The sequence below is a fragment of the Lawsonibacter sp. JLR.KK007 genome, from assembly GCF_036941135.1.
GTDB lineage: Bacteria > Bacillota > Clostridia > Oscillospirales > Oscillospiraceae > Lawsonibacter.
This window is the reverse complement of record NZ_JAYWSY010000001.1, coordinates 226188-251070: the sequence shown is the minus strand read 5'-3', so window position 1 is coordinate 251070 and position 24883 is coordinate 226188. Positions and strand designations below refer to the sequence as shown.

18 protein-coding genes are annotated in these 24883 nt (G+C 64.2%); 6 read left to right on the top strand and 12 right to left on the bottom strand.

Translation table 11 applies throughout. The features are described 5' to 3' along the window. Positions 1 to 72: 72 nt before the first annotated feature. Entirely contained in the window at positions 73 to 528 is a 456-nt protein-coding gene (gene nrdR, locus VV088_RS01565) for a transcriptional regulator NrdR (protein WP_334599048.1), read from the top strand. A gap of 25 nt (positions 529 to 553) precedes the next feature. Here nrdR and gluQRS read toward each other — a convergent pair whose 3' ends face one another. The 10 genes from gluQRS to VV088_RS01515 form a co-directional block, all read right to left on the bottom strand. Beyond that, positions 554 to 1462 (bottom strand): tRNA glutamyl-Q(34) synthetase GluQRS, encoded by a 909-nt coding sequence (gene gluQRS / locus VV088_RS01560; protein ID WP_334599047.1) that lies wholly within the window; start codon positions 1460 to 1462, stop codon positions 554 to 556. An 18-nt stretch (positions 1463 to 1480) separates the two neighbouring features. Continuing rightward, the gene (locus tag VV088_RS01555) at positions 1481 to 1864 is read right to left on the bottom strand and encodes a metallopeptidase family protein (protein WP_334599046.1); all 384 of its coding nucleotides are present in this window, start codon (positions 1862 to 1864) and stop codon (positions 1481 to 1483) included. Beyond that, positions 1861 to 4518: a hybrid sensor histidine kinase/response regulator gene (locus tag VV088_RS01550; protein ID WP_334599045.1), complete on the bottom strand. Its 2658-nt coding sequence runs from the start codon at positions 4516 to 4518 to the stop codon at positions 1861 to 1863. Before VV088_RS01550 ends, VV088_RS01555 begins: the two co-directional genes overlap by 4 nt. A 51-nt stretch (positions 4519 to 4569) precedes the next feature. Further along, positions 4570 to 6351, bottom strand: coding sequence for an ABC transporter substrate-binding protein (locus VV088_RS01545; protein WP_334599044.1), 1782 nt, complete (start codon positions 6349 to 6351; stop codon positions 4570 to 4572). Between the two features lie 256 nt (positions 6352 to 6607). Beyond that, the gene (locus tag VV088_RS01540; RefSeq protein WP_334599043.1) at positions 6608 to 8818 is read right to left on the bottom strand and encodes a helicase-related protein; all 2211 of its coding nucleotides are present in this window, start codon (positions 8816 to 8818) and stop codon (positions 6608 to 6610) included. A gap of 123 nt (positions 8819 to 8941) precedes the next feature. Then, the gene (locus VV088_RS01535) at positions 8942 to 9883 is read right to left on the bottom strand and encodes a glycosyltransferase family A protein (protein WP_334599042.1); all 942 of its coding nucleotides are present in this window, start codon (positions 9881 to 9883) and stop codon (positions 8942 to 8944) included. Positions 9884 to 9886: 3 nt separating this feature from the next. Further along, on the bottom strand, positions 9887 to 11584 hold the full coding sequence (locus VV088_RS01530; protein ID WP_334599041.1) for an ABC transporter ATP-binding protein: 1698 nt from the start codon (positions 11582 to 11584) through the stop codon (positions 9887 to 9889). 11 nt (positions 11585 to 11595) lie between these two features. Further along, positions 11596 to 12669 carry a Coenzyme F420 hydrogenase/dehydrogenase, beta subunit C-terminal domain gene (locus VV088_RS01525; protein ID WP_334599040.1) on the bottom strand — a complete coding sequence of 358 codons (1074 nt, stop codon included), beginning with the start codon at positions 12667 to 12669 and terminating at the stop codon, positions 11596 to 11598. A 1-nt stretch (position 12670) separates the two neighbouring features. Continuing rightward, a complete protein-coding gene (locus VV088_RS01520) occupies positions 12671 to 13675 on the bottom strand; it encodes a glycosyltransferase family 2 protein (protein WP_334599039.1) in 1005 nt (334 codons plus the stop codon). Further along, the gene (locus tag VV088_RS01515) at positions 13638 to 14807 is read right to left on the bottom strand and encodes a polysaccharide pyruvyl transferase family protein (protein ID WP_334599038.1); all 1170 of its coding nucleotides are present in this window, start codon (positions 14805 to 14807) and stop codon (positions 13638 to 13640) included. The genes VV088_RS01520 and VV088_RS01515 overlap by 38 nt, the downstream gene beginning before the upstream one ends. Before the next feature lie 194 nt (positions 14808 to 15001). On the opposite strand from VV088_RS01515, the gene hisD reads away from it, so the two are divergent. Next, positions 15002 to 16267, top strand: a complete 1266-nt coding sequence (hisD, locus tag VV088_RS01510) for a histidinol dehydrogenase (protein ID WP_334599037.1) — start codon at positions 15002 to 15004, stop codon at positions 16265 to 16267. Positions 16268 to 16288: 21 nt separating this feature from the next. On the opposite strand, the gene VV088_RS01505 is transcribed toward hisD, so the two are convergent. Further along, positions 16289 to 18151, bottom strand: a complete 1863-nt coding sequence (locus tag VV088_RS01505; RefSeq protein ID WP_334599036.1) for an alpha-amylase family glycosyl hydrolase — start codon at positions 18149 to 18151, stop codon at positions 16289 to 16291. Positions 18152 to 18560: 409 nt separating this feature from the next. On the opposite strand from VV088_RS01505, the gene VV088_RS01500 reads away from it, so the two are divergent. From VV088_RS01500 to VV088_RS01485, 4 genes are all read left to right on the top strand, one after another. Continuing rightward, complete coding sequence (locus VV088_RS01500; RefSeq protein ID WP_334599035.1) at positions 18561 to 19844, top strand: ABC transporter substrate-binding protein; 1284 nt, start codon at positions 18561 to 18563, stop codon at positions 19842 to 19844. 20 nt (positions 19845 to 19864) lie between these two features. Further along, positions 19865 to 20752 carry a carbohydrate ABC transporter permease gene (locus VV088_RS01495; protein ID WP_334599034.1) on the top strand — a complete coding sequence of 296 codons (888 nt, stop codon included), beginning with the start codon at positions 19865 to 19867 and terminating at the stop codon, positions 20750 to 20752. Positions 20753 to 20764: 12 nt separating this feature from the next. Then, on the top strand, positions 20765 to 21607 hold the full coding sequence (locus VV088_RS01490) for a carbohydrate ABC transporter permease (protein WP_334599033.1): 843 nt from the start codon (positions 20765 to 20767) through the stop codon (positions 21605 to 21607). 183 nt (positions 21608 to 21790) lie between these two features. Continuing rightward, entirely contained in the window at positions 21791 to 23974 is a 2184-nt protein-coding gene (locus tag VV088_RS01485; RefSeq protein ID WP_334599032.1) for an alpha-galactosidase, read from the top strand. A 37-nt stretch (positions 23975 to 24011) separates the two neighbouring features. Here VV088_RS01485 and VV088_RS01480 read toward each other — a convergent pair whose 3' ends face one another. Beyond that, on the bottom strand, positions 24012 to 24872 hold the full coding sequence (locus tag VV088_RS01480; protein WP_334599031.1) for an AraC family transcriptional regulator: 861 nt from the start codon (positions 24870 to 24872) through the stop codon (positions 24012 to 24014). Between the last annotated feature and the right edge of the window lie 11 nt (positions 24873 to 24883).

The following is a 24883-nucleotide window of genomic DNA, read 5'->3' as shown; positions in this document are numbered from 1 at the left end:
CTTGTCTGTTTCCTGTATCGTGTGGTATAATAGCATAGAAACCGCCCCCGAACACAACAGGAGGTATGCGCCATGAAATGTCCCTACTGCGGCTATCTGGAGAGCAAGGTGGTGGACTCCCGGCCCGCTGACGAATGGGCCAGTATCCGCCGCCGCCGGGAGTGCCTGTCCTGCCACAAGCGGTTTACCACCTATGAGACCGTGGAGAGCCTGCCCCTTATGGTCGTCAAAAAGGATGGGAGCCGCCAGAGTTTTGACCGGGGCAAGGTGATGAGCGGCCTGATCCGGGCCTGTGAAAAGCGGCCTGTGTCCTACCAAACCCTGGAGGGGCTGGTGGCCGAGATCGAGCAGGTCCTGCAGAACCAGATCGACCGGGAGATCAGCTCCTCTCAGATTGGCGAGCTGGTGCTGGAGCGGCTGAAAACCATGGATGAGGTGGCCTACGTCCGTTTCGCCTCGGTCTACCGGGAGTTCAAGGATATCAACTCGTTCATGGCCGAGCTGGATCAGCTGATGAAACATAAATAACCGAACACAAAAAACAGACCGCCCTTCAGTGGATGCGGTCTGTTTTTATGTCCTGCTTTGGCAGCTTGTCCCAGGAAAACAGCGGGATCAGCTCCCGCGGTGAAATGGCCTCGGGGCGGTCAATGAGGCGGGCGGCATGGGCCAGCAGGCCCACCAGCTCCGGGGCGGCGTACCGGTCCTGCAGCTGTCCCAGCTCCTGATCCCGGTCCCGCTTGGCCAGGCGGCGGCCATCGGGGGCCAGCAGCAGGGGCAGATGGCCGTACTCCGGATGGGGCAGGCCCAGCCGGTCCTGCAGCCACAGCTGGCGGGGGGTGGAGGACAGCAGATCGCTCCCCCGCACCACCTGGGTGACCCCCATGGCGGCGTCGTCCACCACCACGGCCAACTGGTAAGCGTACACCCCATCGGACCGCCGCAGGATAAAGTCGCCGCAGTCCCGCCCCAGGTTTTCCTCAAACACGCCCTGAAGCCGGTCGGAAAAGGAGACCGTCTCCTCCGGCGTCCGCACCCGCCAGGCGGGACGGCGGAGCTTGGCGCGCACGGCACGCTCCTCCTCCGACAGCCGCCCGCAGCGGCCATCGTAGACCGCTGTGCCATCCGACCGGTGGGGGGCGGAGGCCGCCAGCCGCTCCGCCCGGCTGCAGAAGCAGGGGTAGATCAGCCCCTGCCCCTCCAGCGCCCGGAAGGCCGCGGCGTAGAGCTCGGTCCGCCGGGACTGATACACCGGCTCGCCGTCCCAGTCCAGGCCCAGCCACTCCAGGTCCCGCATCACCTGAGCGCAGTATTCCGGACGGCACCGGTCGGGGTCCAGATCCTCCAGCCGCAGGACCATGCCCCCGCCTTCGCTCCGGGCCGCCAGCCAGGCCAGCAGGCAGGACCACAGGTTGCCCAGGTGCATCCGCCCGCTGGGACTGGGCGCAAACCGTCCTGTCATAGCGCGTCTCCTTTCCCTTCACTCCGCTCCCTGGCCGTACTCCTCCATGGCTTCCCGCAGAAACTCCAGGTCCTTGTCGTCCAGGGCGTGGAGGCCGGCGGTCTCCTCCAGGTGGTGGGTAAACTCGTGGGCCACGGTGGCGAACATCTCGTCCTTCCAGACCGCCTCGTCCTCCTCCTGCAGCAGGGCGGCAAAGGAGCCGTAATACAGCAAAATATACCGCCCCAGCATGTCGTGGACATACTCCCCCATGACATACATCTCCCCCGGAGGGAAGGCCGGGTCGGGGAATTCCCCCTCCTCCAGCTGAATGCCGCCGTCCAGGTCCTCAAAGAAGGCGTCCGGAAAGTGCTCCGCGATCTCCTCCAGCCAATCTCCCATCTGGTCATAGGATGGTATCATAGCGCGCCCTCCAATGCGGTCTGAACGGTCTGCTCCAGCACCCTCATATCCACAGGCTTGGCCACATGGGCGTTCATCCCGGCGGCCAGGGCGTCCCGGATGTCCTCCGCAAAGGCGTTGGCGGTCATGGCCACGATGGGGATGGTCCGGGCCAGGGGGTGGTCCAGCCGCCGGAGGGCCCGCGTGGCCTCATAGCCGTTCAGAACGGGCATCTGCACATCCATCAGGATCAGCTGGTAGGCCCCTGGCTCCGACTGGGCAAAGGCGTCCACCACCAGCTGGCCGTTCTCAAAGATGTCGCAGCTGGCCCCCACGATCTGAAGCAGCTCGCGGAGGATCTCGGCGTTGATCTCGTTGTCCTCGGCCACCAGGATGTGCATGCCCTGGAGGACGCTGGCCTTTTTCTCCTCCGCCCGCTCTGAGAGCGGGGGGGCCGTCCGGTTGAGGATCGAATCCACCTTCTGGCGGAAGCTGGTCAGGAAGAAGGGCTTTGGCAAAAAGGCGTCCACCCCGGCTGCCCTGGCCTCCTCCTCGATCTCGGGCCAGTCGCAGCTGGTGAGCACCAGGATCGGGGGACCGTCCGGATCTGCCTGACGGATCCGCCGGGCGGTCTCCACCCCGTCCATGCCGGGCATCTTCCAGTCCAGCAGGACGATGTCGTACCGCCCCGCCCCGCCGCCGGCCTGCCGCACCAGCTCCACGGCGCTCTGGCCGTTCAGCGCATAGTCCACCGCCACGCCGGTACCCTCCATGGTGAGCTGGATATTTTGGCAGATGACCTCCTCATCGTCCACCGCCAGCATGCGGGTGATGCCCTGCCTGCGCCAGAAGTCCTGGTCAATGGCCTCGCTGCCGGCCTGCAGCTCCAGCTCCACCGTAAAGGTGGTGCCCTTCCCCTTCACGCTGTCCACCGCGATGGAGCCGCCCATCAGGTCCAGCAGATTTTTGGTGATGGCCATACCCAGGCCGGTGCCCTGGATCTTGTTGGTCACGCTGTCCTCCTCCCGGGTAAAGGCCTGAAACAGCTTTTTCTGATACTCCTCGCTCATACCGTAGCCGTTGTCGGCCACGATGAAGCGGAACCGGACCAGCTGCCGGGTGTGCTGCGGCAGCTCCTGCACCGTCAGGGTCACCCTGCCCCCGTCGGGGGTGTACTTCACCGCGTTGGACAGCAGGTTGAGCAGGATCTGATTCACCCGCAGCTTATCCATCACCACCTGCTCGTGCTTCAGCTCCCGGCTGTACACCTCAAACCGGTGGCCCTTGGCCCGCATCTGGGGCCGGATGATGGAGTCGATCCCCTCGATCAGCTCCACCATGTTCTCGCTGGACAGGTTCAGGGTGGTTTTGCCCGCCTCGATCTTGCTGATATCCAAAATGTCGTTGATCAGTCCCAGCAGGTGCTGGCTGGAGGCGGTGATCTTTTTGGTGTACTCCCGCACCTTGTCCGGATACTCCGCGTCCCGGGCCAGCAGGGCGGCGAAGCCCACAATGGCGTTCATGGGGGTTCGGATGTCATGGCTCATGTTGGACAGGAAGGAGCTCTTGGCCCGGTTGGCCTCCTCCGCGATCTGAAACGCCTGCTCCGCGGACTCCTTGGACTGGGCCAGCATGGCGTTGTACTCCTCCAGCTGCTGGTTCAGCTCCTCCTGCTGGCGCAGGTTGGCCTGCTCCTGGAGGTACAGCCGGAGGCTGCTGCGCCGCCGCAGCACCGCCGCCGCAGCCAGCACCGCCAGCACCAGCACCACCACCCCCAGGAACAGCAGCATGCGGATCACCATCCCCACCATGTGAACCGTCTCAGCGGCCACAAATTCCGCTGGGATCAGGAACAGCAGCAGGGTGTCGTAGTCCTCCAGGGCGGTGACGCAGTAGTAATACTCCCGCCCGTCCAGCCGGAAGTTGGCGCTCAGGGTGCCGGTCTGCTCCATGGCGGCCCGGATGTCCGGGTACCGCTGGCTATCCATCTCCTCCAGCACCTTCAGCACATTGTAGGCCTGGATCGTATTGTCCTGGGTGATATCGTCGTACATCCGGGTACCGTTGCTTTTCAGGATATAGGTCTCGCTCTGGCTGCCGTAGGCCGAGCTGTCGTAATACTGGGTCAGCGTATGGACGTCCGTCAGCAGCACGACGTGGGTGAAGCAGGCGCCATCCCCGGCCTGAAGGGGCTCCTCCAGGGTCTGCACAAAGGCCCAGGAGCTGTCCTCATACAGGTAGCTGTCCGAGACAAAGGTATACCGCTCCTGGTCTCCGGTCACCAGGTTGATGTCCGTCCAGACGCCGTGCTTGCCGTTGGCGTCATAGCAGCTGCCCTGGCTGTCCAGCAGCATCAGGGCGGAGCTGCTGCATTCCGTCTCCAGCAGCTGCTCCAGCCGGCCGATGGAGCGCACCGCGTCCTCCTCCCCGGCAAACTCCTCCGCCTCCAGCAGGTTGACGGCGGCGGCCAGGTAGTTCCAATGGGGGTCCAGCGCGTTGTTCAGGCTGGCCCGCACCTGGGTGGTGATCTCCACCAGCTGGGTGGTGCGCTCCACAAAGATCTGTTCCTCCAGATATTTGATGAAGAACGACCCGCCCAACAGCAGAAACATCAGCAGGCCCAGGACCAGCACAGCCGGAAGCACCATGTTCTGTTTTTGTCCTTGGGAGTCCATTGTGTTCGCCTTCTCTCTCGCTGTTATGCCTCCATACGGCCCTGGAGCGGCTCAGCTCCAGGGATTGCCGTCCGGGGATACGGTCTTCTGCCTGGTGAGCCACTCCCGCAGGAAGAGGCTCACCGACCCCTTCTCCACCTGGGCGCTGAAGCGCTCCCCAACCTCCTCGGTATAGCTGTTCATCAGGAAGGCCACCCGGTAGGTTTTGTCCTCCTCCGGCTCGCCGCCGCCCTTGACCACCAGAAGATAGGGGTAGGGGTCCCCGTCTCCGGCCAGGTCAAAGCCCCTGGCCTCCAGCTCCTTGGCCTGCCCGCCCGTCATGGTCAGGATGGCGTACTCCCCGTCCACCCCCGGCAGGATCGTACTGCTCACGTCGGTGTTGATCCGGTCCTGGTAGAGCTTTCCGGTCACGCCGGCGCTGGGCTTTGCCCCCGGCTTACTTGTCTCCGCATAGAAGATCATCGCCGCGTCCGCGCCCACCGCGCTGCCCAGGGCCTTGCCCACCAGCCGGGCGGTCTCCTCCAGGGTGAAGCTGGCGGTGCTTTCGCAGAAGTAAACGGTGTTCTGTGTGCTCAGATAATTGCTCTGCAGCTCATCCATTCGGGCGATACAGCCGGGGCCGTCCATGCCGTTCTCCCCCCGGAACCAATCCTTATAAGCCTGGCCGATGTCCGCCAGAACGTTCTCCCAGCGGGCATAGGTCATGGGGAAGGCCCGCCCCTTCCGGAGGGCCATCCAGGCGTCGTAGATCATCGAGTCCTCCGAGATCCCCGCGCTGTCCAGCACGCTGAGCACACAGGGGGTGCTCTCGGTCTGGAAGGCCGCCTGTCCCTCCGGGGTATAGATCAGCGACAGCAGCTTGAGGGCGTCCTCCAGCTTCTGCTCATTGCCGGGCTGGGTCAGCCGCTTGCTGATCCCGATATAGGAGGAGGGGTTGTACATATAGATGTTCTTGCTGCCGTCCTCCCCAATGTAAGGCATCAGCCCCAGCTGGTCCCCGGACTCCAGCTCGGTAATGGAGGAGGCCCAGGTGGCGGTGCAGAACACGGCCTTCCGGCCGCCCAGGTACTCCCGGACCAGAGCCGAGTTGCTCAGGGCCCCTGGATCGGTCTCAAACATCCCAATATCAATATACTGCTGGACATAATCCATGGTGTCTTCCCACATCCCGGCGGCGGTGGCGTCCCCGGTCAGAAACGCCTGCTCCCAGGCCCGCCCCTCCGGCGTGGTGAGCCAGCTGGTCTTGGCCAGATTGAACACGGCGGAGAAGGTGTTGCCCGTCAGCTCGGTCCCCACCACGCCCGGGATCAGCCCCGCCGCCCGGATCTCTTCGCACAGCGCCTTCAGCCCGGCAAAGTTTTCCGGCACCTGCCAGCCGTGCTCCTCCATCAGTGTCTTGTTGTAGTAGATGCCGTACATGGTGTTGTTCACCGGCAGAAGATAGACGCCCCCGTCAATGGCCACCTGGTCCAGCAGGGAGGTGGAAAAGCGGTTCACAAAGTCGCAGCCGGACAGGTCCGCCAGCCGCTCCTTGGCCAGCTCCTTGTCCAGGATCTGCGAGGTGATGAAAATGTCCGGGATATCGTCCCCCCGCATTTGGGCCCAGCTGTAGCCGGTGCGGTTGCTCCCCGCATAGGTGCTGATCTCCAGGGAGATGTCCGGATAGGTCTCAGCCGCCAGAGCCAGAAAATGGTCATACCCGCTCCAGTCAAACCAGGTCAGCGCATCGCTGCCGGACTGGACCTCCGGGGGCCGCTCCCCCGAAGCACAGCCGGACAGCAGCAGCAGTCCCATAGACAGCGCCAGTACGCGCCGGATCAGTCTCTGCTTCATGGAATGGACCTCCTGTTCCTCATTTCAATCTATGGCAAAAAAAGCACAAAAGTCCATACGGATATTTTATCCACGGGTCCGGAAAAAGTCAAGCATTCCCATGCGATAGATTGCTCTCCACAAACGCGGAAAAACCGCCTGCTCAGACGGTTTTTCCCAAGTGATCCTATGCTGCTGTCCTGATTCCGGTTCCCCAGCCGCTGTGAACAAAATTCCAGCCCGCCCAAGCCCGGCTCCCGCAGGCCGGAGCGCGGCGTTACGTCGTCCGCCGCTCCCGCCGGTAGCAGGCGCTGCACAGCCTGCCCCGGTGGTGCAGGGGCAAAGCCTGATTGCAGCGGGCGCAGAAGCGAATGTTGCTGCGCAGCTTATGCAGCAGGATCTCGTTGATCTCGTCCGCCACCCGCTCCCGGGTGTCGTAGAGCCGGTCCTCATCCACGGGACACCCAAAGGCTTTGGCAAAGGAGAAGTACAGGTCCAGCTTTTTGTAAAACAGCTCCAGCTCCGGCAGGGTGGGCTCCTCCTCGGGCAGGCCGGGCTGGTCCACCCGCTCCCCCTGCTGCCAGCGGCGGAGAAACTGGAAAAACAGCTCCCGCAGCCCCTCGTCCGTCTCGTCGAAGGGGATGTTGGCCGCCCGCAGCTCCTGCTCCCGGGTCAGGAGAAACCCCTTCTCCCGCAGCTTGGAGATGATGGCGATATACCGGGAGACATCCAGCTTCCGGTAGGGCTCCACCGTCGGCATCTGGCTCCATTGGGTGAGCACCTCCAGCAGATCGAAGTCCACCTGAAGCACCAGATCGGAGAACCCCGCCACGGCATACTCCAGCGGAGGCGCCGCCGCCTCCAGCCCCGCCTTGATGGCGGGCAGATTCTGGGTGGCCCCCACAAACCCCCGGTTGTACATCCCAAAGCGTCCGGCCCGCCCGGCGATCTGCTTGATTTCCTCCGCCTTCAGCTCCCGGCGCTCCACGCCGTCAAACTTCTCCGTCTCCATGAAGATCACCCGGCGGATGGGCAGGTTCAGCCCCATGCCAATTGCGTCGGTGGAAACGATATACTTCATCTGTCCGCTGAGGAAGCCCTCCATCTGCCTGCGGCGGGTGGAGTAGGGCAGGGCCCCGTAGATGATGGCCGGTTCCTTTCCGTTCTGGCGCAGGTCCTCCGCCACGCTGAGCACCCCCACCTTGGAGAAGGTGATCAGGGCGTCTCCCGGCTGGACCCGCTGGTAGTCCACGGTGTGGGACATACAGATCAGGGGGGTGGTCCGCTGGTGGACCTCTACCTCCACGCTGTCGCCGCAGCTCTCGATCAGGCGGATGAGCAGGTCCTTCGCCTCCGGAGCCGCGCACAGGTGGACCTCCGGGGCCAGCACCCCCAACACCGCCCGGGTCCAGGCGTACCCCCGCTGCCGGTCCGCGATCATCTGGCACTCGTCGATCACCGCCACGTCATACCGCCGCTTCAGGTCCAGCTTTTCCGCGGTGGCGGCCATGTGGGTGTCCTCCTCCCGCAGGTCCTCCTCCTCCCCGGTGGACAGGGAGCAGGCCACCCCGGCGTCCAGCAGGGTCTCCTGGGCCTCCAGGGCCAGCAGACGCAACGGGGCCAGATAGATTCCCGTCCCCGCCCGCATCAGCCGCTGGAACCCGGCGTAGGTTTTCCCCGTGTTGGTGCCGCCCAGGTGGAGCACAAACCGCCGGTGCAGGCGGCGGGCCTCCGGGTACTCGTCCTTGGGGTTCAGCGCGATGAGCAGGGACAGGCTGGTACGGATGGCCTGGGGCACGTACCACACGGACCACACCGCGGCCAGCCCCTCCTGCAGCAGCTGGGCGGCCGGAAAGCCCTCCAGACTCAGCATACGGTCCAGATCTGCCTCCGGCTGAGCGGCGGCAAACTCCTCCAGCGCCTGCCTGGAGGCGCCGGCCAGCACCTGGGGGTACCGCTCCAGGACCCGCCTGGCCAGGGCGCTGTCCGACTGCTCCCCCAGCCAGGGGAGAGACAGCAGGAAATTCTTCAGCACCGCCGTCAGCTGCTTTCCGGTGCAGCTCTGCTCCAGCGCCAAAAACTCCTTCATCTGTCCCTTGGCCTGGGACGGCCCAAAGGCCCGGCTCCTGGGGATGACGGTGAGCCGGGCCATGAGGGCGGCGTGGCAGTACCCCGCCATCCGCCAGGGGGCGGAGCCGTCCCGCTCCGCCTCCTCCCACGCCTGGGACAGCAGGCTGCGGGCGTGCTTCACCCCCGGCGCGGAGCCCTTCTGCCCGCCCCGCGCCGCCTTGGGGTCGATCCGCCCGTTGGAAAAGGGCAGGCTGCTCTCCGCCCGGCTCACATCCTCCTTGCTCCACATGCGGACGGGGTGGCCGTTGGACATGACAAAACGGGGCTTTGGCAGCAGCTGCTTCATCAGCTCGTTGGTCCACCCCCGCCCCTTCAGCACCGAAGCCGGCCAGTATGCTCCGCCCCCCCGTTTGGACATCGCGCCTCTCCCCTTTCCAGGCAAATCATTCATGCATCACAGAGTTAGTATATCCCAAGAACGCGAACCCTTCAACCCCAGATCAAACAAAAGCTCCCGCACCGGTGGGGTGCGGGAGCTTTTCTACCGATGGAACCGCCTCTCCAGCCGCTCCTGGAACCATCCGGACCGGATCCCTCCAAAGCGGGCGATGGCCAGCAGCGCCCCAAGGGCCCGGAGGTTCTGCTTGTATCTTCTGGCCAGCTTGTACCGCTGGACCGCCTTCCACAGCTGGATCCGGCGCAGCTCCTCCCGGTCCCGAATCCCGATGACTGCAGTCAGCTCGTCGATCAGCCGCTCAAAGCCGGCGCTGCGGGCGATCTCCTCCTCCCGGTTCCGCAGCCGCCTGGAGTGGCTGTCCGCGCGGACGCAGACGTGGTAAAGCGCCTCCGGAATGGTGGGGCATGGCCAGCGGTACAGGACGGGCAGCAGCATCTGAAAGTTCTGCCCCACCTCGTACTCCGGGATTCTGCGCCGGGGGTAGAGGTCAAACAGCGCCCTGGTCCGCAGCATGTAGCAGCCGCAGCAGACAAAGGTCTGCCCCTCCAGAACGGGAAAAAACAGCCGTTCCTCCTTCAGGTCCCCCAGGTTCTCCCAGACCGGCAGGGACCGCCCCGCCTCATCCCAGCAGCGCATCAGCGAGCGGACGCACTGATACTGGGGATGGCTCTGAAGGAACTCCGCCCGGACTCGGACCGACTCCGGCTCCAGCGCGTCGTCGCTGTCCGGCCAGATCAGAAATTCTCCCCGGACCCAGGGCAGGCCCAGGTTGATGGCCGCCGAGGCGTTCTGATGGGGACCGGTCACCACGCGGTAGTCAAAGCCCCGCGCCCGAAACCGCTCCCGATACGCCTCTGCGATCTCCAGCGTGGCGTCCTGGGACCCGTCGTCCACCAGGATCATTTCCACCTGGCCCCAGGTCTGGGCCAGAACGGAGTCCAGCAGCCGGGCCAGGTACCTCTCGCCGTTATAGACCGGCGTGACGACCGACACCAGCCCAGCGGCAAACTCAGCTTTTGCGCTCACAGCTCACCGCACCTTTCTCAGCTTCCGGTCCTCAATCCGGTATACGTGCTCGCAGGCGTCCGCCAGGCTCATATGATGGGTGACCATCAGCAGCGTCTTGTCCCCCTTCACCTCCCGGATCGCGTCCAGCACCGCCTGCTCTGTCTCCATGTCCAGCGCGGCGGTGGCCTCGTCCATGATCAGGATCTCAAATTGTTTGTACAGCGCCCGGGCCAGGGCGATCCGCTGGCGCTGGCCGCCGGAGATGGCCGTTCCGTTCTCCCCGATCACCGTGTCCAGCCCGTCCGGCATCTGGCACACGTCCTCCCAGATCTGAGCATGCTTCAGACAGGCCGTCACCCGTTCCTCATCCGCTCCGCCCTCTTCCGCCATGAAGACCACGTTCCCCCGCACCGTGTCGTTGTCCAGGTAGATGATCTGGGGAATGTAGCTGACCAGCTCCCCCAGGTCCGTCCTGCAGGGACCTTCTCCGTCCGCGCTGTCCACGATATCGTAGTCGTCGTACCAGATGTGTCCCCCTTCCGGGTGGAGCAGCCCCAGGATCAGGTCCAGAAAGGTGGTCTTGCCCTCTCCGGAGGGGCCGATCACCACGGTGGACTCCCCCGCCGGAACATCCATATCCGCCTGATCCAGGATCAGCGGGCCCCCGGGATAGCGGAAGGTCAGCCCCCGCACCCGGATGCCCTCCTTCAGGGTCACGCGCTTCACCCGAAGGCGCTCCCGCTCCTCCTCTGCCCGCTTCAGCTCCTGGTACCGCCCCAGGTTCGCCAGGACCTCGTCCATGCATTTGCGGCCAAAATTGAGGGCGGTCAGCCCGTCCACCGTCCCCTTGGAGACGGGGATCATCCGGAGCAGCAGGACCAGAAACACCATCGCTCCAGGCAGGACCTGGGAGATGTCCGCCCCCGCCGCCAGGACCAGGGCCAGCAGGAAAAACAGCCCCGCCTCCATCATGTTCTCCAGCACGATCCCCTGAAAGCCCACCACATAGGCGTAGTTTTTCTGGGCCTGGGCAAATTCCATGCTGACGTGGGTGTATTTTTCCAGCAGGCGGTCCCGTCTGGCGTCGATTTTCAGCTCCTTGTAGGCGCTGTAGGCCGCGGAGAGGATGCCGCTGGCCTGGATCTCCAGCCGCCGCCGCTCGCTCCCCAGCCGGACCGCCTTCACATGGTTCCGCTGGTACAGCACCCCCAGCATGACCACCACCGCCCCGCAGCTCACCGCGCCGACCCCCCGGGCGATGCAGATCAGCACGCAGAAGTAGGCGGCCAGCATCAGAACGTTGACCGCCAGCCGGATCGCCGTTGTGATCAGCTCGGAGGCGGCGGTCACGTCATAGCGGGCCCCGGCCCTGGCCTGGTCGGAGGTCCTGCCGTTGTGGCCGCCCACATCCTCCAGGGTATACAGCTCGTAGATCCTTGTGGACCAGCTGTGGGCGATGTCCATGACCAGTTCGGTGGCAGTCCGGCTTTTCCACAGCTCAAACCCGCCGATCAGAAGCAGCAGCACCCCCATGAACACCACCTGCTTCAGCAGTTTTGCGGTGACCTCCCCCTCGCAGGCCCGGGTAAAGATCGGGACCAGCAGAGAGGCGCTGAACAGCTCCACCGCCGGGCTGACCAGGGACAGCAGGCTGTACCGGTACAGCTTGGTTCGCTCCTCTGGCTCCAGATGCGCCAGAATCCTTGAGATTTTTCCCATCCAAACGCCTCCTATCGGACCGCCAGCCGGAGCCACAGCGGAAAGGGAATCCGGCCATACAGCCCCATCCACAGCCCCCGCCTGGACGAGGGCCGGGTGGGGGTGCGCAGCCGGGGCTGGCTCTCATTGGCCGCGTCCTCCTCCCGGCAGGCAAACCACCGGGTCTGGTCCCTGACCTGCTCCCACAGCTCGGTCCCCGCCCTTGTGTGGCAGAGAACCACAGAACAGCCCCGCCTGTCGTCAAAGCCGGGCCGCACCCCTTCGACGCCCCAAAAATCGCCCAGGGTAAGATCACTGGTCCGCTCTGCCGCGGCGTAGCCGCAGCGGAAGCAGGAGGGGCGGAGATTGACATTTTTGAAATAAGTCCGGCAGAACAGGTCTTTGCTCAGCGGCCAGACCAGCTCCCGTTCCCCTACGCGCAGGGAACAGGCCCGCCCATACTCCGCCCGCTTATCCCGAAAGGAAAAGCCCCGAAAGACGCCCCTGTACCTGCGCTCCAAATAGCGCACATACCGTTCCCAGACGCCCGGCGAGGGGACGCCGTAGCAGATCAGATCCACCAGAACGATCCCCGCCCGGTCCTCCCCCAGGAAGGCGCGCACCCCGTCGGTCTGACAGGGGGTCCCGCAGAACAGCACCGGCCCCTCCTCCAGGCGGGGGCGCAGCTGCCCCCACACCTGGGACAGGTCGCTCTGGACGTATTTCGTCCGGGTGATCCGGGGCAGCTCCTCCCGCCGCCGGACGCAGATATGCCGCACAGAGCCGTCCTCCAGCAGGGCCGCGCCAAACACCGCGCCCCCCTGGGCCAGGACCCGGGAGGCCAGCAGGGGGAACAGTCCCCCGGAGGAGCCCATTCCCCGCAGCTCCTCCGACTGGGCCCGCGCGCCAAAGCAGCTGCGCTCCCCCCCGCGCCGCTCCCTCCGGGAGACGGGACACACCGCGCCGCACGCTCCGCAGCCGGTACACCGCGCAGGGTCCAGCTCCGGATACAAAAATCCCTCCCGGTCGGGCCGCATGGCCACCGCCTTTTCGCTGCAGACCGCGCCGCACGCCCCGCAGCCGGTGCAAAGCTCTTTTCCGACCACGCTATCCCCTCCTTTTTCCCTCTTTCACCATCAGCCATCCCCTGCGCAGGAGCCGGTAGAGCGGATAGCAACGCAGCGCCAGCTCATACTTCAGCCTCACCCCGCTGTGCCAGGGCAGCAGGGAAAACTCCGGCCGCCGCCGCTCCTCCCGAAGCAGCTTGTTCCATGCGGAAACGGTCTCCGCCCCCTCCTCGCGCCGGCTGCAGCCGTACCCTTTGACCAGACTGTCCACCGCGCGCCGCTCCATCTCCGCCCCATTCGCCCTGTTCCCTGCCGCCAGCTCAGACATGGCAAGATACCGGCTGCAGCGATATTGGTCACAATAAGACGCTGCGCTATGCCTCTGCGATACGCTCTGACGGCGGCATCTGTAATAGTACCACTTTGCATCCCAAACAACGATGCTCACACCCCGCTTCAAGATCTGATACATCAGCTTGGTGTCCTCACCGTTGCTCATGGAGCCGTCAAATTCCAGCGCCCCTACCGCGCTCCTGCGCAGCAATTTCGACCCGCACATGCCAAAAATCGCGCCGTTTTTCTTGGCAGAGAACAACAGGTCCAGGGCCTCCCGGCTGTCCAGACGGACGGCTCTGTGCTCCTCCGCCCCATGAGGCTTTGGAATGGCGTCCCCGTCCTCGATGCGAACAAAATCCGAGGCGGCCATGGCCGCTCCGGTCTCCTCCGCCAGCTGGCACAGCCGCTGAAGCAGCTCCGGGTGAATGCCGTCGTCGCTGTCCAGAAAAAACAGGTACTCCCCTCGGGCGGCCCGGAGGGCCGCGTTCCGCGCGGCGGACACCCCCCTGTGCTCCAGCCGCAGCACACGGATGCGCCCGTCCTCCTCGCTCAGCCGCTGGCACAGCGCTCCGCTGCCGTCCTCCGAGCCGTCGTCGGCCAGGATCAGCTCCAGCTCCGTCCAGGTCTGCTCCAGGACCGACCGCACGCACGCCTCCAGATAGGGCGCGGTATTATACACCGGCACGATGACCGAAATCAGCGCCGCCACCGCCATCCCCTCCCTTCAGGGTCTGCCGGAGAAAGGCCAGCGAGCCCTCCCGCTCCTCCTCCAGCCGCCTGGACACCTCCAGCCAATGGGACGGCTCCCAAACCGACTCCTCCCAGGCCGGGGACCGTTCCGTCACCAGCCTGTCCTGGAGCCCCAGCTTGTTCAGCAGGTTCTCCACCCTGGCGCTTGTCGTGCTGTGGGGAAACGCCAGAAACGGTTTCTCATACAGGATTGAAAACACGGCGCCGTGGAAGGAGTTGGTCACCACACAGGCCGCGTGCCGGACATAGCCAACGAACTCCGCCGGTCCGATATCCGCCCGCCGCTCCGCCCAGGCCGGGGTTCTGTCCCGCCGGTAATAGCTCACGCTGACCACCGGCCGCCCCCGCTTCTGGGCGATCCTGCGGGCGCACTCCAGCAGCGGCTCGCTGTACTCGGTCTGATACACCAGCACATAGCCCTCCTCCTCCGGCGGAACGGCGATCTCCTCCCACTCCTGGCGGGTCAGCAGCAGCGTCGGGTCCAGCACCGCCGCCGCCTTGCGGTGAAGCGCCTGCTCCACAAAGGGGACCGCCTCCTGCTCCCGCAGCGACAGGTCCGCAAACCCCCTTCCCACGCAGGCGGAGAACCGCTCCCGGTACGCCTCGGGCAGCTCCCTGCCGCCCAGGCTGGCCGCGTAGGCCGTCAGCCGGCAGCGGCCCGGACCGGGGACCGCTCCGATATAGGCGTCATCCAGTCCAACGGTGATCTCCGGGTTCCAGATCTGGTCGCTCCCCACAAAGACGCTGGAGTACCGCTCCAGCGGGATGTCCCGCGCCTTGCGCAGGGAACAGTCCGCCGCCAGGTACCTCTGGCGGAACCGGGCCATCGCCCTGCGCCGGCGCACAAAAACCGGATCGGGAATGGGGCGCCGCAGCCAGCTCAGCGCACTCCGGAGCATTTGGAACCGTGGCTTTGCGTCCACAACCTTGTATCGCAGGGCAAACCAGTGGTACCGTCCCTTCAGCCGCAAAGGCGCGTAGGGGATCACCTCCACCTGGCCGGCCAGCTCCTCCAGCCGGCGCTTCAGGGCGTAGGCCTGGAGCAGCGCGCCGTAGTCGTCCGCCCAATGGAAGGTCAGCAGACCGGTCATATCGCCATCCCTCCCCCAACCATCCGCTGGTCACATTCCCTGCTCCAGCTGTGATTCATAGTCTAAAAATTATAGCAAAGCCCCATCGAAAAAGCAACCTCAAATTAAGGGCTTGACCCCGCCCGCCCTTCAGGCTTATGATAGAATGGTCAAAACACAGCGGCATAAGCGGCATATGAAGGAGGACATCCCCTATGGAATATCTCAAGCAGGCGGCTCCCCGTCCCGCAGGCGAGGCGGAGGCCCGCGCCCGGAGCGTGGCCGGGATCATCCAAAGCATCCGGGACCGGGGCGACGAGGCGCTGATCGAGTACAACACCAAATTTGACGGCAGCTCCCGCACCGCCCTGCGGGTCACCCGGGAGGAGATCGACCGGGCCTGCGCCCGGATGACCCGGCAGGAGCTGGACGACCTGCGCCGGGCGGCGGACCACATCCGCAGCTTCGCCCTGGCCCAGAAGGGCTGCCTGACCGAGCTGAGCGGCTTTTCCACCATCCCCGGGGCGGAGCTGGGCCACCGGGTCATCCCCGTGGACTCCTGCGGCTGCTACGTTCCCGGCGGGTCCTACCCCCTGTTTTCCACCGCCCTGATGCTCATCATCCCCGCCAGAGCCGCGGGGGTGAAACGGATCGCGGCCTGTGCGCCGGCGGTGAAGGGGACCTCTTCCATCCACTATAAAACGCTGGCGGCCATGGATCTGGCCGGTGCGGACGAGATCTACACGGTGGGCGGCGCACAGGCCATCGCCGCCCTGGCCTGGGGCACGGAGCAGATCCAGCCGGTGGACGTCATCGTGGGGCCCGGCAACCAGTATGTGGCCGAGGCCAAGCGCCAGTGCTTCGGCCAGGTGGGCATCGACTTCTTCGCCGGTCCCAGCGAGGTGCTGGCCATTGCCGACAGCAGCGCCGACCCCCGCATCCTGGCCGCCGACATGCTGGCCCAGTCGGAGCACGACCCCATGGCCAAGGGCATCCTGATCACCACCAGCCGGTCTTTGGGGGAGGCGGTGCTCCAGGCGGCGCAGGAGCAGCTGTCCGCCCTGTCCACGGCGGACATCGCCCGGGCCTCCTGGGACACCTTCGGGGAGGTCATCCTGGCGGACAGTCTGGACGAGGCGGCAGACCTGGCCAACCAAATCGCCCCCGAACATCTGGAGGTCATCCTCCAGGACGAGAGCATCCTCCCCCGCCTGGTCAACTTCGGCTCGCTGTTCATCGGCCAGGAGACCGGCGAGGTCTTTGGCGACTACGCCTCGGGCACCAACCACACCCTGCCCACCGTCCGGGCCGCCCGGTACACCGGCGGCGTTTGGGTGGGCACCTTCCTGAAGGTGTGTACCTGGCAGCGGTGCCAGTCCGCCGCCATGAGGGAGATCGCTCCCCTGGCGGCCCGCATGGCCCACGGCGAGGGGCTGGAGGCCCACGCCCGGGCCGCCGAGCTCCGTCTGGAGCTGCTGTGATCAAACCAAGAGCGCCGGCATTCAGCCGGCGCTCTTCGCATCCCCGCCATCCCGCAGCAGCCAGGCAAAGCCGTTGGGCCACAGCTGGATGGAGCGGATCTCCTCATAGCGGGTGCCGTACATCAGCTCGGTACCGCCCCCCTCCCGGTCCACGCCGGCCTGGACAAACTGGCTGCTGAAGTTGAACAGACAGATCAGCTCCCGGTCCCCTGAGCGGCGGCTCAGGGCCAGGACGCGGCGGTCGCCGCTGTCCAGCACCGCAGTCTCTGCCCCGGCGTCGAAGCAGGGCTCCCCGGCCCGGATGGCCTCCAGCCTCCGCAGCCCCTGGAACAGCTTGCCCTGGTATGTGTCCGGGTCCGTCCGGCGCTCCGCCAGCCCCCATTGGAAGGCGCCCCGGTGGAGGTACCGGCTGTCCTCCCGCCGGTCCGGGTCGCTGTGATAGGTATAGTCGTTGAACTGGCCGATCTCATCCCCGCTGTAAATGACGGGGATGCCGCTCTGCGACAGCATCCAGGCGTGGAGGGTCAGGTCGCAGGCCACCGCCCGCTCCAGCTTGAAGGGGTCCCCCTCGAACCCGGCGGCCTCGATCCCGCACAGCGAGGCCGTGGTGCCGCACAGCCGGGCGTCCCCCAGGCGGGGGTCGTCGTTATACAGCTCCCCCCGGCTGACGCTCCCCGGCCAGTGGCCGGTGAACCAGTCGTTGAGGTACCGCTTATGGGGCACCTCCTCGATGCCAAACTCCCGGCTGAGCCAGGGGTAGTCCAGCCCCCAGCCGATGTCATCATGGCAGCGCAGATAGTTGAGGAAGACAAACTCCTTGGGCAGGGAGCAGACGGTCTCCATCTGCCGCTTGAGCAGGGAGGCGTCCCCGGTGGCCAGGGTGTGCCAGGTGGTACACATGGTGGTCACGTTATAGAGCATATGGCACTCCGGCTTCTCCGGCGTGCCAAAGTAGGGGACCACCTTCACCGGCTCCATCACCACCTCCCCCAGCAGCAGGACGCTGGGACAGACAATCTCACACACCATGCGCAGCATCCGGGCCAGGGTATGGACCTGGGGCAGGTTGCGGCAGTTGGTGCCCAGCTCCTTCCAGATGTAGGGGATGGCGTCCAGACGGATCACGTCAATGCCCTGGTTGGCCAGGAACAGCAGGTTTTCCGTCATGTCGTGGAAGACGGCGGGGTTGGCGTAGTTCAGGTCCCACTGGTAGGGGTAGAAGCTGGTCATGACGATCTGGCCGTCCTCCAGCTGGGTAAAGCTGCCCGGCGCGGTGGTGGGGAACACCTGGGGAACGGTTTGCTCAAATTGCCGGGGGATGTCCCAGCTGTCGTAGAAGAAGTAACGGTCCCGGTACCCCGGCTCGCCAGCCCGGGCTTTTTTGGCCCACTCATGGTCCTCGCTGGTGTGGTTCATCACAAAGTCCAGGCACAGGCTGATCCCCGCCCGGCGGCAGGCGTTGGCCAGCGCCTCCAGGTCCTTCATGGCGCCCAGCTCGGGCTGGACCGTGCGGAAATCGCTGACGGCGTAGCCCCCGTCGCTGCGCCCCTTGGGGGACTCCAGCAGGGGCATCAGGTGGAGGTAGTTCACTCCGCACTCCTTGATGTACTTCAGCCTGCCCTTTACGCCGTTCAGGTCTCCGGCGAAGGCGTCCACATAGAGCATCATCCCCAGCAGGTCCCGGCGGCGGTACCAGTCGGGGTCGGCCTCCCGCGCATCGTCCTGGTCCCGGAGCGGCTGCTTCCGCTGGTCCCAGCACCTGTTCAGCATCCCGCAAAAACAGGTAAACGCCTGCTCGTCGTGGTAGAGTTCCTGATACAGCCGCTTCAGTTCCTCACAATGCCGGCTGAGGCGGCTGCTGAAGGCAGTGTTCCGAAATTTCATCCCTGTTTCCTCCCTCGTTTCCGGACAGACAGCCGGTTTGGGATACTATATCACAGCCCCCGCCCAACACGCAAGGGGCAAATCCCGCACCGGACGCGCCGGGGGCCGTCCAAACCCCGCAAAACCGCACATAGAGACATATCGTTCCGTCCTTATGCCCCTGTTCGGAGCCCTCAAAATTTGTTTTTTACGTTTTGCACAAAGCGAAACCCTTGCAGCTGTGCAGATTCAATGAATTTTTTGGAAACCTACCAAAATGTTGCCCCCAAGTGTACTGGAAACGTTATAGGCGACATTTGAATATATTTCGTAAAATCCAGTCCATTTACAGAAACAGGCGGGACGTTTATGATTGGTTCATAGTTACGTAACGTTTCTGAGTGCGACAAACAAGCAGAGGAGTGGAGTTATGAAACAGATACCCCGTATTGTATCCCTTGTCTTAGCCATAACGCTGCTGCTGTCCCTGAGCGGGTGCGGCGCGTCAGACGGCAAGACCCATCTTACCTTCCAGATCTGGGATGTGTTCCAGCGCCCGGGAATGCAGGCCGTCTGCGACGCCTACACCGCTCAGCACCCCGATGTGGTCATCGAGGTCCAGGTCACCAGCTGGAGCGAGTACTGGACCAAGCTGGAGGCCGCCGGTGAGAGCAACACCATGCCCGACATCTTCTGGATGCACACCGACCAGATTCTGTACTACGCCGACTTCGGCATCCTGGCCGACCTCACCGACCTGTATGACGAGGTGGACCCCAACTTCTGGACGGAGCACTACTCCCAGGTCTCCATCGGCAACGCCAGCGGCTCCGACGGCCGGATGTATGGCGTGCCCAAGGACAAGGACAACGTGGTCCTGGTGTACAACATGGAGATGTTTGATGCCGCCGGAGTGGCCTACCCCGACGAGACCTGGACCTGGGACGACCTGATGGACGCCTCTCAGAAGGTTTACGACGCCACCGGCAAGTACGGCTACATGGCCTACAACGACGAGCAGCTGGGCTACTGGAACTTCGTCTACCAGAACGGCGGCTACATCCTGGACCCGGAGACCAACCTTCACGCCGGCTATACCCAGCCCGCCACGGCGGACGCCATCAAATACTACGTAGACATCCAAAAGAACGAATGGTGTCCCGACCAGACCTTCTTCGCCGAGACCTCCCCTGGCACCGCCTTCTTCTCTGAGATGGGCTGCATGTTCTTTGAGGGCTCCTGGAACCTGCTGCCCGAGTTGATCAACTACCCCAATATGGTAGGCAAGTGGGACATCGCGCCCCTGCCCAAGTGCCCCAATCCCGCCTCGGGCGACGGCCGCGGCACCATCTCCAACGGCCTGTGCTACGCCACCGCCGCCAACGGCAAGAACCTGGACGTTGTAAAGGATGTGCTCCGCTTCTTCGGCAGCGAGGAGGGCCAGCGCATTCAGGGCGAATCGGGCGCGGCCATCCCCGCCTACCTGGGCCTGGAGGACTCCTGGACCACCCAGTTCCAGAACTACGACTATCTCATCAACACCCAGGTCTGTTACGACCAGTTTGACTCCGCCGTGCAGTACATCAACAACGCCAGCCGCCGCAAGTGGAAGTCCAACGTGGCCGACGAGATGGTCAAGGTCTACAACGGCGCGGATCTCGGCGCCCAGCTGGCCGTTATGCAGAGCATCGCGGACCAGTACGTGACCGACTGATGGAGAGAGGAGGCATTTTTGTGAACAACAAGCTGTCCCCCGCCGCCCGGCGGGAAGAAAACTGGGGCTGGATTATGGTGGCCCCCACAATTATAGGTCTGGTGATTCTGAACCTGTGGCCCTTCGTCCAGACCATCTACACCGCCTTCTGCGAGCACCTGGGCTTCGGCCGCTACCAGTTCGTGGGCCTGGCCAACTTCACCCGCATGTTCCAGAACGCCGAGTTCTGGAAGGCCACCTGGAACACCATCCTGTTCTGTATCCTCACCGTCCCTGTGGGACTGTTCCTGTCCCTGCTGGTGGCCATGCTCCTCAACGCCAGGATCAAGTTCAAGGGCGGCTTCCGCACCATCTTCTTCCTGCCCCTGGTGTGCGCCCCCGCCGCCGTCACTATGGTGTGGCGCTTCATCTTCAACGGGGAATACGGCATTCTGAACCAGCTCTTCGGCACCCACATCGGCTGGATCACCGACCCCAAGTTCGTCATGATCTCCTGCGCCATCGTGGCCATCTGGAGCAACATCGGCTATGACGCCGTCCTCCTGCTGGCCGGCTTGCAGAACATCCCAAAAACCCTGTATGAGGCCAACAGCATCGACGGGGCGGGCAAGGTGAAGCAGTTCTTCACCATCACCCTGCCCATGGTGTCCCCCACCCTGTTCGTGGTCATGATTATGCGCCTGATGTCCGCCGTGAAGGTCTACGACCTGATCTACATGATGGTGGAGGACACCAACCCCGCTGTCACCAGTGTGCAGAGCCTGATGTACCTGTTCTACCGCTCCTCCTTCATCGCCGGCGAGCGCGGCTACGGCTCCGCGATCGTGCTGTGGACCGTTCTGCTCATCGGCCTGGTCACGGTGATTCAGTTCTACGGCCAGAAGAAGTGGGTCAACTATGACGTGTAAGGAGGAATTTTGATGAAACACACTTCTTTGGAAGCCTCCCAGAAGCGGATGACCATCCTCACCTACGCGGTGCTCATTGCGGCCGCCGTTATCATGGTCTTCCCCTTTCTCTGGATGATTCTCACCAGCGTCAAGACCGTGGGGGAGAGCAACGCGGTGCCCCCCATTATCTTCCCCAGAGAGGGCCTTCAGTGGAAAAACTTTGTGGAGGCCACCGCCAGCCTGCCCTTTCTCAAGCTGTACCTGAACACCGCCCTGATGATTCTGTTCCGGGTGATCTGCGCCGTGGCCTTCAGCTCCATGGCGGGCTACGCCTTCGCCATGCTGAACTTCCGGGGCAAGAAGCTGCTGTTCGGCATCGTGCTGGTGCAGATGTCCCTGCCCTCCCAGATTTTTATCATCCCTCAGTACCAGATGGTGGCCAAGATGGGGACGTCCAACACCATCTTCGCCCTGGTCTTCCCCGGAATCGTCAGCGCCTTCGGCGTGTTCTTCCTGCGGCAGACCTACATGGGCATCCCCAAGGAGATCGGTGAGGCCGCATACTTAGACGGCTGCAACCAGTGGCAGACCTTCTACAAGGTCATGTTCCCCCTGACCGGAACCTCCGTGGCCGCCCTGACGATCTTCACCGCCGTCTTCGCCTACAGCGACCTGATGTGGCCCCTGGTGGTCAACTCCGACCTGAACATGATGACCCTGTCCTCCGGCCTGGCCACCCTCCGCGGCCAGTTCAGCACCAACTTCCCGGTGCTCATGGCCGGTTCCCTGCTGGCGATGCTGCCCATGGTGATCCTGTACCTGATCTTTCAGCGCCAGTTCATCGAGGGCATTGCGTCCACCGGCGGCAAATAACCTCCTTTTCTCTTCCTTTGGGAACAGCCCCGGCAATTTGACGTGCCGGGGCTGTTTCCCTGAACAAAATCCGGCGGAAAACACGCCCGGAATTTGTCGTTTATTTTTTCAACTTTTTCTTGTTATTTGGTCCAAAATCCCGTACAATCAGCCCAAGAAATCTTTATTCAGGGGGTATCCCTCATGATCGTGATCAACAAGGAACACAGGGTCTTTACCCTGCACACCAAAAACACCACTTATCAGATGAAGGCCGACCGGCACAATGTTTTGATTCACACCTACTACGGCCCCAGGGTCGGGGACTGCGACCTGTCCTATCTGGTCCGCTATGCCGACCGGGCCTGCGCGCCCAATCCCCATGAGGCCGGGACGGACCGCACCTACTCCCTGGACACCCTCCCCCAGGAGTACTCCACCTGCGGCGTGGGGGATTTCCGCCTGCCCTCCATTGAGGTCGAATATCCTGACGGCAGCCGTGTGGCCGATCTGCGCCTGACCGGCTGGAAGGTGGAGCGGGGTAAGTATGAGCTGGACGGCCTGCCCTTTTTCCGCGGAACGGAGGGGGCGGAAACCCTCCGGATCACCCTGGAGGACCCTGCCGCCGATCTGGCGGTGGAGCTGGCCTATGGCGTGTTTGAGGACTGCGACCTGATTACCCGCTCGGTCCAGGTACGCAACTGCGGAAGCGCGCCCGTCCGCCTGCGCCAGTGCGCCTCCCTGTGTCTGGACTTCCAGCGCTCCGATTTGGACCTGATCACCTTTGACGGCTGCCACATGATGGAGCGGGCCCCCAGCCGCGCCCCTCTGCGTTCCGGCGTCCAGGGGGTGGGCAGCGTCCGTGGGACCTCCAGCCACCAGCACAACCCCTTTGTGGTCCTCTGCGACCGGGAGGCCAACGAGAACTACGGCCTGTGCTACGGGACCATGCTGCTGTACAGCGGCAATTTCCAGGCCCAGGCGGAGGCCAGCCAATATGACAACGTCCGGCTGGTGATGGGCATCAACCCCTACCAGTTCTGCTGGACCCTGGAGCCAGACGCCACCTTCACCGCCCCGGAGGCGGCGCTGGTCTGCTCCCCCAGCGGCCTGGGGCAGATGAGCCGCCAGTTCCACCGGGCCATCCGGGAGCACCTGATCCAGGACCCCCTCCGGGGCGCCCGCCGCCCGGTGCTCATCAACAACTGGGAGGCCACCTACTTCAGCTTTGACGCCGAAAAGCTGGCGGACATCGCCAAAACCGCCGCCCCTCTGGGCATCGAGCTGTTCGTCATGGACGACGGCTGGTTCGGCAAGCGGGACGACGACAACAGCGGCCTGGGGGACTGGGTGGTGAACCACAGCAAGCTGCCCGGCGGGCTGGAGGCCCTGGTCCCCCGGCTGAAGGAGCTGGGCATGTCCTTCGGCATCTGGATCGAGCCGGAGATGGTCAGCGAGGACAGCGATCTCTACCGGGAACACCCCGACTGGGCGCTGCGCATCCCCGGCCGGGTCCCCGCCCGGGGCCGCAATCAGCTGGTGCTGGACTTCTCCCGCCCGGAGGTGCGGCGCCGCGTCTATGGACAGATCAAGGCCGTTCTGGCCAGCGCGGACGTCTCCTATGTGAAGTGGGACATGAACCGCAGCCTCTCCGACGTGTGGTCCGCCGCCCTGCCCCCCCAGCGCCAGGGAGAGGTGTTTCACCGGTATGTCCTGGGCGTGTACGAGATGCTGGACCAGCTCCGCCGGGACTTCCCCCACATTCTCATCGAGGGCTGCGCCGGGGGCGGCGGGCGGTTCGACGCCGGGATGCTCTACTACACCCCTCAGATCTGGTGCAGCGACAACACCGACGCCATCGACCGCCTGCGCATCCAGTACGGCACCTCCTTCGGATACCCGGTCAGCGCCATGGGCGCCCACGTTTCGGTAGTCCCCAACGAGGAAAACGGCCGGATCACCCCCATGGAGACCCGGGGCGTGGTGGCCATGTCCGGCACCTTTGGTTACGAGATGGACCTGAGCGCCGTCCCGCAGGAGGAGCAGGCGATCATCCGGCGGCAGACCGCCTTCTTCAAGGAACACTACGACCTGATCCAGCAGGGGGACTACTACCGCCTCACCGACCCCTTCCAAAACGGCCCCTATACCGCCTGGGAGCAGGTCTCCCCCGACCGCCGGGAGGCGCTGGTCTCCCTGGTCTTCACCTCCCTCCGGGCCGCCCAGCCCTTCCGGACTCTGCGCCTCAAGGGCCTGGACCCCCAGCAGACCTATCAGGTCAACGGCGGCGGCTCCTGGCCTGGCGACGTACTCATGGCCGCCGGATACCCCCTGCCCATGCTCAGCGGGGACTACCAGTCCCTCCAGCTGTATCTCCGCGCCCTGTAAAACAGGTTCCCGCCTCTCCGGAGGCGGGAACTGCGTTTCAGACCTGTTTTCGCTTGACCTGGTTCTGGACCCGCCACTCCCGCGGGGACAGGCCGTACCGCTTGCGGAAGGCCCGGGAGAAGTGGAGCTGATTGGGGTAGCCGCACCGGGCGGCAATCGTGCCGATGGAGTTGCCGGTCCCCTTCATCAGGTCGGCGGCCTTGGCCAGCCGCAGGCGGATCAGGAACTCCTGGGGCGGACAGCCCATGTTCTCCTTAAAAATCTTACTGAAGTAGCTGCGGTTCAGCTTGCACACGTCGGCCACCTCCTCCACGGTGATCTCCCGGGAGTAGTTGTGTTCCATAAAGGTGATGGCCTCCTGGATATAGAAGTCCTTCAGCTGTCCGCCGTGGAGCTCACGGCGGGCAGCTGAGCTCTGGATGAGGCCATCCAGAAACAGGCACAGGTGGCCCACCAGATGAAGAGGAGAGCGGTCGGAGTGGTCCGCGATATAGACCATGGTGTCCCCCACAGACCGGCCCTGCTCAGGGGACAGGGGGCGGTAGATGGGCTGGCCCAGGCTCAAACCGGCGCTGTCCACATACTCCGCCACCCGCAGGCCGTCAAACTCCAGCCAGGTGTACTTCCAGGGATCGCTCTCATGGGCGCTGTAGGTGGTCACCTGCCCGGGGAACACCAGAAAGCCCTGGCCCGGCCCCAGCTGGTACTTGTGGCTCACGCCGTTCCCGTCCGCGGCGTCCAGCTGGCCCTGGCCGGAGAGCACATAGTGGAACAGATAGTGGTTGCGCACAAAGGGACCAAAGGAGTGCAGAGGCGCGCACTGCTCCCAGCCGTACTGGTACAGCCGCAGGTCCAAAAAATTCTCGTTGGGAAAAATGGAGAAGGAAAAATCGTCCACTGGGGAACACA